We start from the raw sequence: 13,687 nt of genomic DNA, 5'->3' as shown, positions 1-13,687 counted from the left end.
CAATAAACAATTCGCAATTCGCAATTCGCAATTCGCAATTATTAACTAGGAGTAAAAGAAATGAATCAAAAAATTAGTATCGCTGATAGAACGAAAGCTTTAGCAATAAGAATAGTCAAAGCTTGTACTTTTTTAGATGAAAAGCCCGGAGTTTGTCGAACATTATCAAAACAGTTACTCCGAAGTGGCACTTCTATAGGTGCAAATGTTAAAGAAGCTCAATCTGCCCAATCTGATAAAGACTTTTTGAGCAAATTAGAAATTGCACTTAAAGAAGAAAGAGAAACTGAATATTGGTTAGAAATATTAATCGAGGCAGAATTGGTTGATAAAAATAAGTTTGAATCCTTACTTCAAGAAACTAGAGAAATTGGAAAAATCTTAGTTGCATCTACTCGAAAAGTTAAAGAGAAAATCAAGCAATGAAATTAATTGCGAATTGCGAATTGCGAATTGCGAATTGTTTTGGCTGGGGGATGCCTGAGCAATATCACTGGAAGCTGGAGAATCCACGCGAGATTACACCGATTCCTTACATTGGTCAACTGGGGATTTTTGAAGTACCAGACGATTTGGTGATGGAGGTGGCTGTATGACTAAAACAGCCCCAAGCAATACCCTACCTCCGAAGGCAAAATCAGTAATAGTTGAGTTATCTGCGATACCCAAAAAATTCTTAGAGGACGACCTTAAAGCCTCACAGCTTCATAGCCAAGAATGTCTCTATCCGTACCTCGAAAAGAAAAAGCTACTTGATGAAACTGAAGTACATCAAACACCTTCTGGTTCTACTGCACCAGTGGAGGTTACGTTATCTGCGACACCCGAAAAATTCTTAGAGGACGACCTTAAAAGCATACAACTTCATAGCCAAGGATGCCTATACCCGTACCTTGAAAAGAAAAAGTTACTTGATGGGACTATAGCCTTTTACCCACGAGTGATAGGTGAGCGTGACCCAAACAACCCGACTCATTACCGATGGGGATATAACTGGGAAGAACGAGTTGATGGAGTATGGAAAGGACGAAGTATCGGCTCAATTCCCCCTGGTGCTGTCCCAATGATTCGGACACTGCAACAAGACGGGGCGACTAGGGAAGATATTACCGCCTTTATCAAAAAAGCGAAAACTAAAAAGCCATCACCAAAATTAGATGTCTGCAAAAATTTTGATAATACAGAAAAAAAACCAGTACTTCCAGATGATGCACCGATCGCCATAGTACTTTTCGCAGGTGGCGGCGGGATTGAAGCTGGGATGGTTCAAGCCGGGATTCGCCCAGTTATTGCAGTAGAGTTTGACCCAAGCAAACCAGACTTGAGCAGGGCGATCGCCAAAACTCATCACCACAACTTCAGCGAGTATGGCTGTAGAATAATCCAACTAACAGTTCAAGAAGTAGCACAGTCAAAGTTTCTAGGTTTTCCCCGCCGCCCCGATTACCTCCATGCCTCCCCGGTGTGCGCCAACGCAAGCCTTGCTCACACAGCTAAAGCGGGCAAGGGTATTGAAACGGCTGACGACCTGAGTGCAGCGATCGCAGTAGCAGAAGCCATCCGACAGTTGCAGCCACGGGTGTTTACTCTTGAAAATGTCCCACGCTATCAGAACAGTCAGAGTTTCAGTATCATTCTGTCAGCTTTGGAGCAAGAGGGGTACTCGGTTACTTACAGCGTGGTCAGCATGGACAAATTCGGATTACCCCAGGCGCGTCGGCGGTTAGTCCTGATTGCAAACAAGGGTCTTCATGTTGCCCTACCTACGGGAGCTAAATCTTGTGGTTGGTACGAGGCGATCGCCCATCTCATCCCCAGCATGACCGATTCCCAACTACTCCCCAAACAACGGCAAGCGGTAGAACAATTTTTGACAACTAATGAACCAACGCCACTGCTAATACAGAGAGTTGGGGGACGTACAGAGTCCAAATACAAACCTGGACATTTACCTTGCAACACGATACTGCGATCGCATTTCACCGACCACAAAGGCTGCAACCGAAGTAAGTTCGCTGATATTTGGTTGCCGGATGGTACTGTCAAATCCTTGTCTATTGAAGGGGCTGCAATCCTGCAAGGGTTTCCCAGTTGGTACGAGTTTCCCAACGAGACTGCTACGGCTGGGTCAATCATCGGCTACTCTGTGCCTCCCAGTTTTGCAAGCCAATTATTCATGTCGGCACAAAGTATTTTGAAAGGAGCAAAAGTATGACTAACCTTGTCCAAAACTTAGAACAGTGCTGGTACATTTCTCCACCGTGGAGTCAACAAATCCCGCCTCTACTGGTCAGTTTGTTAGAACGAGTGTACGTAAAGTCTGCCAAAGCTTTCGGTTATTGCACTGGCGTGGAGTGGTCAGAACGTGGCTGGAAATACGAAATCTTCGCTTGTAATACCAATATTACTGTTTTGGGAGGTGAACTTATTGGTACGGGTAATTTGCAACCGAACACTAAAGAAAAACCTGTGTTTCGCCTGGGTGAGTTAGTTGAGTTTCGGTTTCACGGTGATGGGCCACCGATTCGTATTGTCCAGGGCATTCAACTGATTAACGATGCGTGGTTTTACAGTGTGGAATGGATGTCTCCCAGCATCTCTGAAAAAGGTAACGAGGTTTTTACCTCTAAAGATTCCATCGCACGGGTGACTGACTACGATTTGGAAAGGGTGCGATTATGACAGTGTACACATCATTCTACCGTGGCGAAATCCGAGGCGAGGCCATCTCAATCTCACTCTATCCTCCCAAAAATTGGAAAGGTAAGCACCTGCCTCTATTCGCGCCAACTCCCGAACTGCTCAAGTGGTGGAAGGCATCAGCCCAGGATACCGCCGCACAGGAAGAATACACCAGGGAGTTCAGGAAGACTCTGGATTCTCGTCAGCAACTAATTCAATTGTGGGTGAGAAAACAGAAAGAAAATCCACAAGATATAACACTATGCTGCTTTGAAAAGACTGGGGATTTTTGCCATCGATATCAAGTTGGTGAGGAGATACTGCAAGAGCTTTGGGGCGGGGAAGTTGGTGCTGACCAACTACAATTAACCCTTATCCAAGGCAAGACAAATCACCCTATTACATATCCACCTTTGATATCGTCGCTAATCGAGAAATGTCACGCATTGGGTTATCCTGTGCAGTGCGATCGCCTAGCTTGCGGCTATTACCGGGTATCTCTGTACGACGAGGATTTGGGCGATTGGTCTGAACTTGGGGTGCTGGCTGTTCTTTCGGGGTTGCAGCAGGAGTTCTATCGGGGGCGGTTGCTGGGGTTGGTGGCAGTGGGGTCAGGCTGACGGTGGAGTTTGATATGATGCAAACTAAATAAACGTGAGTTCGACGGATAGGAAAGGGCAGAAAGCTTGCTATGTAAGAATTTGCTCAACTGGCCTTCACAGCAGCGATCGCGCAGAGTGGCACAGACGATAGCTACGATTAATTGAAAAGAGGTAAAAAAGTGACAAAAAAATGCCGAAACTAAAAATATCTAAGAAAAATCAAGGTTTCGGCTATGTCTACTATTCTATCCCGCCTCGACATTACACAGATTTTCTGCGATATTTTCAAACTGCAAACAAACTGAAGCGGGTCTGATTGAATCAGCCGCTTCCGCTTCAATAGTTATACGGTTTTTTCAAAAATTAAATAAGATTCCTATGGCTAAAAATGCCTCACTAAGTTGATATTGCTTACTGCACAATCTGATTACACCCATTAGCATCAGGAGGCACTGTTTTTGTTGAGGCAGTTGTGAGTAGCAGTGAGTTAGGTGCTTGGCCTAAGCCATTACCTGTAGCAATTACATCAAAAATGACTCCTTCCGGGACTTGTTGATTCGCAACTTCTACTGTGATTGGTGGGTTGAAGGCATTATTGATCAATGGGTCAAATTGGTCAGGTAGAACTGGATTGAAGTTATATGTACCAGCTGTAAGTTCTGGGTAAGGAATAGCAGTTTTGGGTGTCAGGTCTGTGATACGAGTTTCATCCACATTTGGGCTAGAGGATTTGCTAATACGGAAATCTATAACAGCGCTAGTTTCCGAAAAGCGATACCAACGTCCTTTAAATTTACCTGGATTAGGCTGTGTTAAATCCTCTGGAATCACAAAGGGTGATTGATTAAATAATGGTTGACCTGAGGGGCCTTGTAGTGTTCCTGTTACCGCTACTGTATAAGCACTATTAGGCGCTCCTGTAAAGTTTCTATGAGCAATTGTACTGCTAGTACCAGAGCGCACAAAAAGTACCTGAATATTTCCTGGTGTTACATTTACATATTTACTAGCTTGACGAAAATCTACATTCTGCAAAACTTTTTTACCGTTGACAATGACATCAACTGGTGATGCAGTAGCAACCGCAGCGTTAATAACTCTTAATTTGGTAGGGCATTTATAAGGGTTTAGAAGAGGATCTAGAAGAGAACTTACTAGGCTTGCAGTGTAAAATTCTTGTACAGGCTTTGTAGATAGTTGAGAATTGGCTAAACTTTTGTGTGGATAACTAGTCAAACTAATTAAAGATAATGTCAAAGCACCTAAGAATAATCGTCTTGTTAGAAACATATCTTCCTCCTATCGTGAGACAAAAATAACAAATGAGCAAGCTTTATTCTGCATAAAAAATGATGCGATAATCATCACAAAGATTTTTTATGTATGGGGATATAGATGCAGGCTTTGTCAACGTAAAAGACAACGGGCGCACAACAACGTTCGCCTCAAGACATTAGACTTGGGCAGAATATTATTGCAGCAGCACATATAGTGGCTGGCTTCAAGTGTCCAACGTGACAAATGCTTTGGTGGAGGCTGCTTGAAGTTTATTGATAGCGCACTTCATGGTTCTAATATTTCACGATTTTTAGGAGAATGCAAGGACAGTTAAGACAGTTAATAACTGTCATTTAAACATATAATAGTATATTAGTTGCTTGATAACAAATTTATATTTGTAGTTATATATGTAGGTAGTTGACATAGTGAGCAGTATTTACTTCTGCACCCCAAACCGCCGCATCATCTCCTGCAATTCCACCGCCTCCCCATCCGGCGTGTACACAACCTCACCCGACATCGCAATCACAATTCTCTCTCGTCGCGCCCACTCGAACCAATCCTTCACAGCAGATTTGACCTGGGCTGACTCTGGTTTCCGTCCCTCCTTGCAAGCCGCCACAAACACGGCTTCGGGTGATTCGCCCCCAATCCTCGTTCGTAATGCTTTCTTCAAATAGGCGATCGTATCCGGCACATTCTCCCAACACCGGCTAACTGTACGCTGAATCGAAACTGTGGGATACAGGGCAATACTTCTCGGTTAAGAATTAAGCAGTATTAAGAATAAAAAAAGTGCGTGGTTGAAGTTTAGTACCCGTGGCTCTGTGGATTGGTTTTTTAGATGGAAACTTTGAACGAGGTTTTTTAACGACTCTGGGATTTGTTCTGCCTTGCCTTGGCGGAATTTTTTGATCCAAAATTTCAAGGATTAGTTTGGAGAAAAAAAGGGTAATTGCTCACTGTTAGCATCTTGAAAATCAGCAATAGCACAGGCGTTTAACTCTGAGAGTACAAGTATTACCTAAGCGCAATGGAGATATTCCAGCAGTAGTTGCGGCTTGAAACATTCTAGTGCGAATTGCATAATGGCTTAAAAGCCAACCGTAGATTTCTTGAACAACTTCGCGGGGTTTAAGAGAACGAATAGGAGTTTTACGCCCATTAAGATGAGTTTTTAACTCATCAATCGTATTTTCGATTTCCCAACGCTGATGATATTCTGTGGTCAATAACAAAGCCGGGAATAGAGCAATGTCCACCAAATTGGTAATTAAACGATAAGTTTGTTGTTCATTGTCTGAGTCGATAGTATACTCTATCACCCGTACTTGAATCTTTGATCCACCTATATAATTCGTTTGCTATGTAATACTCTTCAGCTAGAGTTTTGTACTTTATGCAAAAAGAACGCAAAACTTTTAAAGCTGCACTATACGAGGATTAGACGCAATCAACAAAGCCCAATGCAACACCCTTGGCTGAATGTGTGTTAACCAATGGTTATCAAAATTTGGTCAAACATGAATGCACCATTACCCCAAGGAGCAATCGTCGGCTGTGGAGGCGCGGTTGTAACAAGGGCACAGAAGAGGCGATCGCTTACATTGGGCGTACTTTCACAAAAATACTCTATCGAGTTATTCACATCAATAGAGTATATAAATTTACTATCATCATCTTTTACCAGATTCAGTTTATACTTTGGCAAATATTTATACCTCTGTACAAGTACTGCAAATCTTGCCGAAAGCGATCGCATGAAGCACTGCATGAGGTCAATCACTCGTTAATCTACTCTCATCACTGCCGCTATCTTCTGACACGTTTTAATTAACCTGGTAGATAGTGCTGTTGACTGCTATTAACTTGGCGATTAAGAGAGACAGAATCAGCCGCAGATATCCCAGAGAAATATCCGTCTTTTGAACCACAAGATGGTAGCGCCATTTGTTTAACTTTTACATTATTTAGATATGCTTCTAACTCAGATTCCAGTTTTTCGTAGAGTGCTTGCACGATAATGGCGGGTACTGCCACTGATTCAGTAGTTCCAGCAATCCCTTGATTTTTCTGTTGATCACGATTCTCAAGAATCCTACTTACAAGTCTATTAGCAGCACCTAATTTAAAAGCATTTTTAAAAGCACGATCGCCTACGGCTTGTTTTGCTAGCCGTTCAATGGTTTGTTCAAGATACTCAAACTGAATACGAGTAGAGACGATATTCACTTTTCGCCCTAAGATAATCATTTTAGACCCGCTATGGTAGTGTCTAGTGATCGCACAGCAGTAATTCCCCCAACAAACACCACTTAGTAAAATAAATTTCCATGAGGTCATGCGTTTGAACTGGCGAATGACTTCTTCTTCTAGTGGTTGAGGTGTCCAATCTTGAAGTGAGGCTATCGATAAATTGTGCTGGGTTAGCATTTCTTGGGCTTTAGCTGCGGCAGCGCTTGCCTCTGACTCGTTGGGAGATTGGCTAAGTGCGAATAGTTTTCTAATTTTGTCAGCGATTTTTTCTAGTTCTAACACCTGTGTCTGCATTCGTATCACTCAAGCAGGTTTTGAAAGGAAATATCTTTTTTAATATACTTGGTTGTAATCTGAATTGTTGCTGTTGTTTAATTTGCTGATCTTGTATTCTCAGTTGTTGCTGTCAGGTAAATCTTGCTGTTGTCTGTTAACTCAGTCAGCGATCGCTCCTTCAAATCTGCACCAGTATGAATCCCCAGCGAATGCATCTTCGCTGCTGTAACTTCTCCAATCCCGTGAAACTTTTCAATCGGTAGCTGTTCTACAAAGGCAATCGCATCCTCCGGTAAAATCACTGTTAATCCATTGGGTTTATTCTGCCCTAATGCCATTTTTGCAAGAAACTTGTTAATCGACACGCCTGCGGTTGCTGTCAACTGAGTTTCCTGGAAAATCGCAGTTTTAATATATCTTGCAATAGTAGAAGCATAGGTGATATTCTGCTTGTTTTCAGTAACATCCAGGTATGCTTCGTCTAGCGCAACCCCTTCCACTAAATCACTGTAGCGTTTAAAGATAGCGTGGATTGCTGCGGAAATCTCTCGGTAAACGTCGAATCTTGGTCTGACAAAGATAAGCCCAGGGCATTTGGCAATTGCTGTTACTGACGGCATCGCGGAATGAATACCAAACTTACGAGCTTCATAACTAGCTGCTGCAACCACACCTCGCTGATTCGGACTACCACCGACTACTAACGGTTTCCCTCGGTAGCTAGGGTTGTCCCTCTGCTCTACCGATGCGTAAAAAGCATCCATATCTACGTGAACTATTTTTCTCACTTGGAAGCAGAGTGAAGCATTAGAAAGTTAGGCTAACTGGCGCTTAATAAAATACTATATTACTAGCTATATAGTACATTAGCACTACTTGGTTCAAATACTATATCTGCATTATTCCCCAACGAAACTGCTACAGCGGGGTCAATTATCGGCTATTCCGTACCTCCCAGTTTTGCAACTCAATTATTCATGTCAGCACAAAGTATTTTGAAAGGAGCAAAACTATGACTAACCTTGTCCACGACTTAGAACAGTGCTGGTACATCTCCCCACCTTGGGGTCAACCAATCCCGCCGTTGCTAGTAAGTTTGCTTGAACGGGTGTACGTCAAGAGAGTCAAAGCATTTGGTTACTGCTGTGGTGTCGAATGGTCGCTGCAAGGCTGGAAATACGAAATCAATACTTGCAATGACAATATTACTGTTTGGGGTAGTGAACTTATTGGTACAGGTAATTTGCGATCGCTGCCCCAAGAAAAACCTGTGTTTGGCTTGGGTGAGTTAGTCGAGTTTCGGTTGTCACTAGATGGGCCGCCGATCCGCATAGTCCAAGGTATTCAACTGATTAACGATTCCTGGTTCTACTGCATCGAATGGATCTCCCCTACTATATCGGAAAAGGGTGACGAGGTTTTTACCTCTAGAGATTCCATCACGCGGGTGAGTGACTATGACTTGGAGCGGGTACGATTATGACAGTGTACACCTCATTCTATCGTGGCTCTCATCCGAGGCGAAAGCATCTCAATCTCCCTGTATCCTCCCCAAAATTGGAAGGGTAAGCACCTGCCTCTGTTTGCTCCCACTCCTGAACTTCTGAAGTGGTGGAAAGCATCAGCTCAGGATACCGAAGCTGAAAAAAGAGTACGAGCGTTGGTTTCTGCTGGTTCTTCAGGAGCGGCAGCAGCTGATTAAGCTTTGGGTACGGAAGCAGCAGCTTTTCTTGTGCAGATATTACCTTGTTGTGTTCCCTTGAAGATGGGGGATTTCTGCCCAATGGCATATCGCCCTTGCCAGAGATTGATCAGGTGGCACTTATGCTGATCAGCTTAAATCTGTTTTCAGTAATCCATATAAATAATCATCAATCAACTTGCCGTCACGGTATAAGTGCTGACGTTGAATGCCTTCTAGCTTAAAGCCATTCTTCTCTAAAACTCGACGCGATCCCCAATTAAACTCAAATACTCGTGTCCAAAGACGAAGTAAACTGAGTTCTATGAAAGCATAGTGGAGGAAAACCTGAACGGTTTGTGTCATGATTCCCTGTCCCCAATACGAGGAGGCAAGCCAGTAACCAAGCTCGGCAACATGAGGATGTCTCTCATCAATTTCACCAATACCGATTGAGCCAATCAGTTGCCCTTGGGGATTGCGGATTGCTAATAGATGTGGTTTTCCGTATTGATTAGTGATGTTTGTATGGCGTTGAATCCAATGTAGTGCGTGTTCTTTGGTGTAAGGGTAGGGAATATTTTCAGTTGTCTGGTGAATAGTCGGATCGTTGAGATGCTCAACATACGCGATCGCATCTGAGGATTGTAGCTGTGATAACCAAAAACTATTTTTTAGCAGCAGTTCGATCATCATGATGTTCAAATGTTTTCTAAGAACTGATTTGTAAAGAAAATCTAAACAGAACTAAATCTCAGGGCTATTTCATTCTATAAAGTTGTTTGAGTGTGTCTAAACCAAAAGAGCATAGTCGTTGCGCTTGTGCCATATTTTTAAACATCTGGTCGCGGTATAAATTGAGTGTAAAATTGCGAGCGAGCGCAAAATTTTGAGGAAGAGGAGTAGTGCGAATTCTAGATTTATCTTCACCTTGAGTAACGTCTCGAACATAGTGGACTTTATTCTCAACACCCCAATATCCTCTGATACGTTCAGCAAAGGCTTGCGCCGTTTCACTTAAAGATGAAATATAATAACGGGTTTCATTAGTTACTTCAATCACATTGTGTGTGAAAACCTGACGCTCTGATTTGACTTGAATCAAAGTGGTAAGCCCAGGCCAAAGACGAATACCATCAAGATTTTGACAAATACTGACATGACGCTTTTCGATTCGACCATGTCCTTTATTTATCTGCTCATAAGTGAATTCCGGTGTAAAATTTGTTTTGACATCAATGAAAAGATTAGATTGATTGCCTTTTAAGGCGGCAACATAATCATTTCCACTGTTTATAATCAACTCACAAGTTTTTTTTGGGTATTAATAGCATCAAAAGCAAAAACAACTCCTTTGAGAGCCAGTTTTGAAATCAACTCAGGTAAAGCAATAAGATCATTAGTTTTGGCATCGACTTGAAATGGCTCTAAAATTAAGCCTCGCTCAACAATATAAGAACTAACTAACATAATCGCTGGATGCGAATCGGAGTTAGGGTTATCATTTTCAATCTGATATGAACCTTTGAGGACTTTGCCATCTAACCCAACAGTTTCTCCAGTATTTGGTTGTACATTAAAGAATTTGCTCAGACACACGGAATAATCTTCGTAATCTACGTGTAATAAGGCACGACGCACAGTGCTATAAGAAGGTAGTCTATTTTTTTTGGGTTGAAAAAGGTCAATCAACGGCTCACGGTAGCTTGAAATCCAGTCTCCAATTGCTAAAAATCCTTTATTCCCTGCTGCGATCGCCAATGTGAACAGTGCCAGACATAAAGGTAGATTATGTCTCTGTCCGGCGCGGCGACGGGGGTCTTCTAGGCCTGCAAAAGCTTTGATAATTTCGATTTCAGACACGGTATTAGATGCAAGAAGTAGATCTGGCGCTGAATTTTACCATATCGCGTCTACATTTAGAATGAAATAGCCCTGGGGGTTGGCTAGGACTAAAAGAATATCAAGTCCGGGATAAAAGAAGTCTACTCCGACATTTTACCTTGGTTTTTTGTGCCTATACTTTTATTCTTTGGCATCAGATGACTGGGGGTTTGAGACGAAGGTGGGCTTCTAAACCTTTGAACACTTTTACTGAAGCAATAGATGCCTTTAGAACGGCTATGTCTTATCGTTTTTTTGATTGGTTGACCCATAATCGTGACGTATTTGCCGCGAATATCGCTAGTTTGGGCTACATTTGGGCTTAATTTTTGTTTAAGTCCCGCTAAAAATTTTTTGGACAACCCTGCACCGTTACCGCCTCCATTTCACAGCACTACAAAAAATAGCGATCGCATATCTCTGTCCACTGCTTCATTCTATTAATGCTTGTAATGGTTATGGTGTATAGCGAATAGCTTTTCTTAGTGCCATTCATTCCTTGACCATCGATAACAAAGTAGATGCCAGAACATTCAGGTAAAGCTTTTCGATGTTCTAAGGGAAGTGATGCCAATGCTGATAGGTTGATTTGGTCAGGAGTAAACATACTTATGATGCCTCCTTGTTAGGCGTTAACCATACTATTTGAGCGCTAGTCTTAGCTGATTTACCAGAACTAGGTAGTTGCTGTCCATTGTCGGCTTTTTCTGCCACCGTTGACTCAATCTCAGCAGTTGTAGGATCGCCGTCATGATCAAAAGTATAGTCAAACAAATCTCCAGGTGTAATGACGCGGTTATCGCCTGTGGCTTGATATGCCTTTGTCAAGCCATTGCACAAACTGTTTAGAACTCTCCCACTGATCTGTTCAATTTCATCGGCATTTTTAAGTTTTGAGATAGAGGTCGGGTGAATACCCGAAAGCTCAGCAAGCTCCTTGTTGCTGATTTTCTTTTCCGCCATTAATATCCTAAGCCGCCAACGAATCATTTTTTGAGAGTCTTTTATTCTTGTCCTTACTCTCATAGTTTCCTCCACTAATGCTTTTATAGCCAGATCAGTGTTGACTTATGCTTTACCCTCCTAATATAGCAGGGTTAAATTTTTTATAGCAAAATTGACAAATATATAGCGACCTTGCTATATTAATGACATAACAAAAGGCAATCACCCCTCTCTCGCAAATTGGAAGCGATCGCCCTTTGCCCTTCTATTCAAGGAAACTTTATCATGACACATCCGCAATATACACCGCAAGCCCTCTCCAACTACACCCTCCCGCGCCTCAAAAGAATCGCCGCAGAACTCGGCATAACACCCACAGGCGACAAGAGAGCGGCTGACACTTGGGTAGACGCAATTCTCGCTCATCAGTCAGCCCAAGCTCAGAAAATCACCGACGAACAAGCCACAGCCCAAACCGAACTCGACGACTACATTACTACCCAAGCCCAAGCTGTTGCCTTGGAGCAATTGAGAATAGTAGAAATCTCGTTTGACCATGACGAATATTACGCTATCCATTCCCAAACACTGGGACTACCCTCGCTTTGCTTTGGATCAGCGTACTAAAGATGGCATCATTCTGGGACTTCAATACTACCCAAATGGTACAGAACTGGCTGAACAATTCGGTGGTGGTTGGCGTTATGCGCTGATGCCTAATAAAAACTCTGACGAATTGTTTCACTTTCAGGAGTCTCAAATTCAACCCCTTTCCCCACAGGAATTATTCTCACAGATACGCGCAGAGATTGAGTTTTACCAACAGCAAATAGCAATCCGGCAACAACAGTTAGGCGCATTAGGCGGAGGTAGCACCAATGGCTAAAGAAGCAAACCACAGCTTTGACCGTAGAGCCAATCATTTGCTGCGTTCACTTCAGCTTTGCGGCGGTTGTGTACCTCTACATCGTCTGCAATTGCAATTTTCCGATTCAGTTATTCAAACACTGTTGGATAAAGAACTGGTGCAAGTACAGAACACGGGACGCGGCTTTTTGTTGGAGATTGCCGAGGATTTTTAGGTTATTAATCCCAGAGGACACAATCATGAAACTTTACGCTAAAACCATTTCAGCGACTCTCCCAGATTGGGCAACTGTCGTTACAAAGAGTGCAGATTTGATTGAGATTGAAATTAACGATGAACACCCAAATTTTCAATCACTACTTGAAGAGTTAGAAACCGAGATTGAGCCAGGAACTCTTGGTGTGAAAGCGGAAGATTTATGTTCCAGGCTGGGCATAGAAATGTCTAATCCGCATCTCCACCAGTTAGTTGAACAAGCCCAAACCCTGATAGCCGAGATTGTTACACATCAAGACTACAGAAAACTGCTGGACTTGGGATATAGCCCAGATTTAAACATTGCTGATGCTCAAACTGCGCTCACTTATTTGCAATGGGAACTAGAACGTAATCAGCAACCTTCTGCTTAGTAAAAAAGCAATCGCCTGAATGAGTGCTGTTTGTTCAGGCAATTGCCACCTATGGAAATGAATTCTCGCTAGAGAAACTTTATTATGGCATACTCCACAAAAAACATGACTGCTGAAATTAAACTAGGTTTATGCAACCCTCCCGAACCCATCTATTTATATGTTAATCAGGGGGAAGTAGATGGCGAATCTTACGTTTGGTACAAGTTTAATATCAACCAAGAGAAGAAAACCCCAGTTCCCCAAAGAGCGTTAACTGGGTACTTGTCAGAACTGCGATTGACCACTAAAGAGTTCAAAGGCAAGGACAATTTAAAGCTGGATATTGTTATCAGTGCCGATGAACTTTATGTCGTCAGAACTGGTATTGAAACGAATTTCGCCAAAAGCTTCCTTTTAGCTGCCTCATTAATCCAAGATTTTTCCAAACCACTGATTATTGTCGCTAATGCTGGCGACGAAAACACGGTTTTCGTGCGATTCGTTGGCTAGAAATCAAGCCCAAAAGGTTTTGAAGGATTAGCCGCAAGGTTCTGAACCTTGACAACTGAATGACCATGAGGGTGACTAACTTAGAAATCAT

General features: G+C 42.6%; 19 protein-coding genes and 4 pseudogenes. 13 read left to right on the top strand and 10 right to left on the bottom strand.

The genetic code is table 11. From position 1 onward, the window contains the following. Positions 1-60 precede the first annotated feature (60 nt). From LC586_RS30200 to LC586_RS30180, 5 genes are read left to right on the top strand one after another with little or no spacing between them, the layout of a single operon-like run. On the top strand, positions 61-426 hold the full coding sequence (locus tag LC586_RS30200; protein WP_100902383.1) for a four helix bundle protein: 366 nt from the start codon (positions 61-63) through the stop codon (positions 424-426). Then, positions 423-596, top strand: a complete 174-nt coding sequence (locus LC586_RS30195) for a hypothetical protein (protein WP_229488966.1) — start codon at positions 423-425, stop codon at positions 594-596. The genes LC586_RS30200 and LC586_RS30195 overlap by 4 nt, the downstream gene beginning before the upstream one ends. After that, entirely contained in the window at positions 593-2,215 is a 1,623-nt protein-coding gene (locus LC586_RS30190) for a DNA cytosine methyltransferase (RefSeq protein WP_229488965.1), read from the top strand. The genes LC586_RS30195 and LC586_RS30190 overlap by 4 nt, the downstream gene beginning before the upstream one ends. After that, positions 2,212-2,682: a DUF1392 family protein gene (locus tag LC586_RS30185; RefSeq protein ID WP_229488964.1), complete on the top strand. Its 471-nt coding sequence runs from the start codon at positions 2,212-2,214 to the stop codon at positions 2,680-2,682. Before LC586_RS30190 ends, LC586_RS30185 begins: the two co-directional genes overlap by 4 nt. Further along, a complete protein-coding gene (locus LC586_RS30180) occupies positions 2,679-3,302 on the top strand; it encodes a DUF488 family protein, N3 subclade (RefSeq protein ID WP_229488962.1) in 624 nt (207 codons plus the stop codon). Before LC586_RS30185 ends, LC586_RS30180 begins: the two co-directional genes overlap by 4 nt. A 393-nt stretch (positions 3,303-3,695) precedes the next feature. On the opposite strand, the gene LC586_RS30175 is transcribed toward LC586_RS30180, so the two are convergent. The 6 genes and pseudogenes from LC586_RS30175 to dinB form a co-directional block, all read right to left on the bottom strand. Continuing rightward, on the bottom strand, positions 3,696-4,574 hold the full coding sequence (locus tag LC586_RS30175; RefSeq protein WP_229488961.1) for a DUF4397 domain-containing protein: 879 nt from the start codon (positions 4,572-4,574) through the stop codon (positions 3,696-3,698). 427 nt (positions 4,575-5,001) lie between these two features. Then, positions 5,002-5,187, bottom strand: coding sequence for a hypothetical protein (locus LC586_RS30170; RefSeq protein WP_229488960.1), 186 nt, complete (start codon positions 5,185-5,187; stop codon positions 5,002-5,004). A 309-nt stretch (positions 5,188-5,496) separates the two neighbouring features. Beyond that, a pseudogene (locus LC586_RS30165) lies at positions 5,497-5,902 on the bottom strand (transposase); the annotation flags it as partial. 155 nt (positions 5,903-6,057) lie between these two features. Then, complete coding sequence (locus tag LC586_RS30160) at positions 6,058-6,351, bottom strand: hypothetical protein (RefSeq protein WP_229488959.1); 294 nt, start codon at positions 6,349-6,351, stop codon at positions 6,058-6,060. A gap of 47 nt (positions 6,352-6,398) precedes the next feature. Further along, entirely contained in the window at positions 6,399-7,115 is a 717-nt protein-coding gene (locus LC586_RS30155; protein WP_229488956.1) for a DUF2786 domain-containing protein, read from the bottom strand. 77 nt (positions 7,116-7,192) lie between these two features. Continuing rightward, complete coding sequence (dinB, locus tag LC586_RS30150) at positions 7,193-7,885, bottom strand: DNA polymerase IV (RefSeq protein ID WP_309143410.1); 693 nt, start codon at positions 7,883-7,885, stop codon at positions 7,193-7,195. A gap of 224 nt (positions 7,886-8,109) precedes the next feature. On the opposite strand from dinB, the gene LC586_RS30145 reads away from it, so the two are divergent. Further along, positions 8,110-8,580: a DUF1392 family protein gene (locus LC586_RS30145; RefSeq protein ID WP_229488952.1), complete on the top strand. Its 471-nt coding sequence runs from the start codon at positions 8,110-8,112 to the stop codon at positions 8,578-8,580. A 21-nt stretch (positions 8,581-8,601) separates the two neighbouring features. Then, positions 8,602-8,799 carry a hypothetical protein gene (locus tag LC586_RS30140; protein ID WP_229488951.1) on the top strand — a complete coding sequence of 66 codons (198 nt, stop codon included), beginning with the start codon at positions 8,602-8,604 and terminating at the stop codon, positions 8,797-8,799. 129 nt (positions 8,800-8,928) lie between these two features. Here LC586_RS30140 and LC586_RS30135 read toward each other — a convergent pair whose 3' ends face one another. Further along, the gene (locus LC586_RS30135; protein ID WP_229488950.1) at positions 8,929-9,474 is read right to left on the bottom strand and encodes a GNAT family N-acetyltransferase; all 546 of its coding nucleotides are present in this window, start codon (positions 9,472-9,474) and stop codon (positions 8,929-8,931) included. Positions 9,475-9,538: 64 nt separating this feature from the next. Next, positions 9,539-10,641, bottom strand: a pseudogene (locus LC586_RS30130) (ISAs1 family transposase). A 77-nt stretch (positions 10,642-10,718) separates the two neighbouring features. Here LC586_RS30130 and LC586_RS30125 point away from each other — a divergent pair. Then, positions 10,719-10,988, top strand: a pseudogene (locus LC586_RS30125) (IS701 family transposase); the annotation flags it as partial. 68 nt (positions 10,989-11,056) lie between these two features. Here the strand turns inward: LC586_RS30125 and LC586_RS30120 are convergent. Further along, positions 11,057-11,269, bottom strand: coding sequence for a hypothetical protein (locus tag LC586_RS30120; protein ID WP_229488948.1), 213 nt, complete (start codon positions 11,267-11,269; stop codon positions 11,057-11,059). 2 nt (positions 11,270-11,271) lie between these two features. Beyond that, entirely contained in the window at positions 11,272-11,688 is a 417-nt protein-coding gene (locus LC586_RS30115; protein ID WP_229488947.1) for a helix-turn-helix domain-containing protein, read from the bottom strand. A gap of 204 nt (positions 11,689-11,892) precedes the next feature. On the opposite strand from LC586_RS30115, the gene LC586_RS30110 reads away from it, so the two are divergent. The 5 genes and pseudogenes from LC586_RS30110 to LC586_RS30090 form a co-directional block, all read left to right on the top strand. After that, complete coding sequence (locus tag LC586_RS30110; protein WP_229488945.1) at positions 11,893-12,234, top strand: hypothetical protein; 342 nt, start codon at positions 11,893-11,895, stop codon at positions 12,232-12,234. Beyond that, positions 12,218-12,493 (top strand): hypothetical protein, encoded by a 276-nt coding sequence (locus LC586_RS30105; RefSeq protein WP_229488944.1) that lies wholly within the window; start codon positions 12,218-12,220, stop codon positions 12,491-12,493. Before LC586_RS30110 ends, LC586_RS30105 begins: the two co-directional genes overlap by 17 nt. Continuing rightward, positions 12,486-12,689, top strand: a complete 204-nt coding sequence (locus LC586_RS30100) for a hypothetical protein (RefSeq protein WP_229488943.1) — start codon at positions 12,486-12,488, stop codon at positions 12,687-12,689. Before LC586_RS30105 ends, LC586_RS30100 begins: the two co-directional genes overlap by 8 nt. Before the next feature lie 25 nt (positions 12,690-12,714). After that, positions 12,715-13,104, top strand: coding sequence for a hypothetical protein (locus LC586_RS30095; RefSeq protein ID WP_229488940.1), 390 nt, complete (start codon positions 12,715-12,717; stop codon positions 13,102-13,104). Between the two features lie 105 nt (positions 13,105-13,209). Then, positions 13,210-13,584 (top strand): annotated as a pseudogene (locus tag LC586_RS30090) (hypothetical protein); the annotation flags it as partial. Positions 13,585-13,687 lie beyond the last annotated feature (103 nt).

Source organism: Nostoc favosum CHAB5714 (assembly GCF_020829495.1).
GTDB lineage: Bacteria > Cyanobacteriota > Cyanobacteriia > Cyanobacteriales > Nostocaceae > Nostoc > Nostoc favosum.
This window is presented reverse-complemented; position numbering and strand designations above follow the sequence as displayed.

Coding starts and splice junctions, on each gene's coding strand:
- LC586_RS30200 (WP_100902383.1), top strand. CDS start 61: ATGAATCAAAAAATTAGTATCGCTGATAGAACGAAAGCTTTAGCAATA.
- LC586_RS30195 (WP_229488966.1), top strand. CDS start 423: ATGAAATTAATTGCGAATTGCGAATTGCGAATTGCGAATTGTTTTGGC.
- LC586_RS30190 (WP_229488965.1), top strand. CDS start 593: ATGACTAAAACAGCCCCAAGCAATACCCTACCTCCGAAGGCAAAATCA.
- LC586_RS30185 (WP_229488964.1), top strand. CDS start 2,212: ATGACTAACCTTGTCCAAAACTTAGAACAGTGCTGGTACATTTCTCCA.
- LC586_RS30180 (WP_229488962.1), top strand. CDS start 2,679: ATGACAGTGTACACATCATTCTACCGTGGCGAAATCCGAGGCGAGGCC.
- LC586_RS30175 (WP_229488961.1), bottom strand. CDS start 4,574: ATGTTTCTAACAAGACGATTATTCTTAGGTGCTTTGACATTATCTTTA.
- LC586_RS30155 (WP_229488956.1), bottom strand. CDS start 7,115: ATGCAGACACAGGTGTTAGAACTAGAAAAAATCGCTGACAAAATTAGA.
- LC586_RS30145 (WP_229488952.1), top strand. CDS start 8,110: ATGACTAACCTTGTCCACGACTTAGAACAGTGCTGGTACATCTCCCCA.
- LC586_RS30135 (WP_229488950.1), bottom strand. CDS start 9,474: ATGATGATCGAACTGCTGCTAAAAAATAGTTTTTGGTTATCACAGCTA.
- LC586_RS30120 (WP_229488948.1), bottom strand. CDS start 11,269: ATGTTTACTCCTGACCAAATCAACCTATCAGCATTGGCATCACTTCCC.
- LC586_RS30115 (WP_229488947.1), bottom strand. CDS start 11,688: ATGAGAGTAAGGACAAGAATAAAAGACTCTCAAAAAATGATTCGTTGG.
- LC586_RS30110 (WP_229488945.1), top strand. CDS start 11,893: ATGACACATCCGCAATATACACCGCAAGCCCTCTCCAACTACACCCTC.
- LC586_RS30100 (WP_229488943.1), top strand. CDS start 12,486: ATGGCTAAAGAAGCAAACCACAGCTTTGACCGTAGAGCCAATCATTTG.
- LC586_RS30095 (WP_229488940.1), top strand. CDS start 12,715: ATGAAACTTTACGCTAAAACCATTTCAGCGACTCTCCCAGATTGGGCA.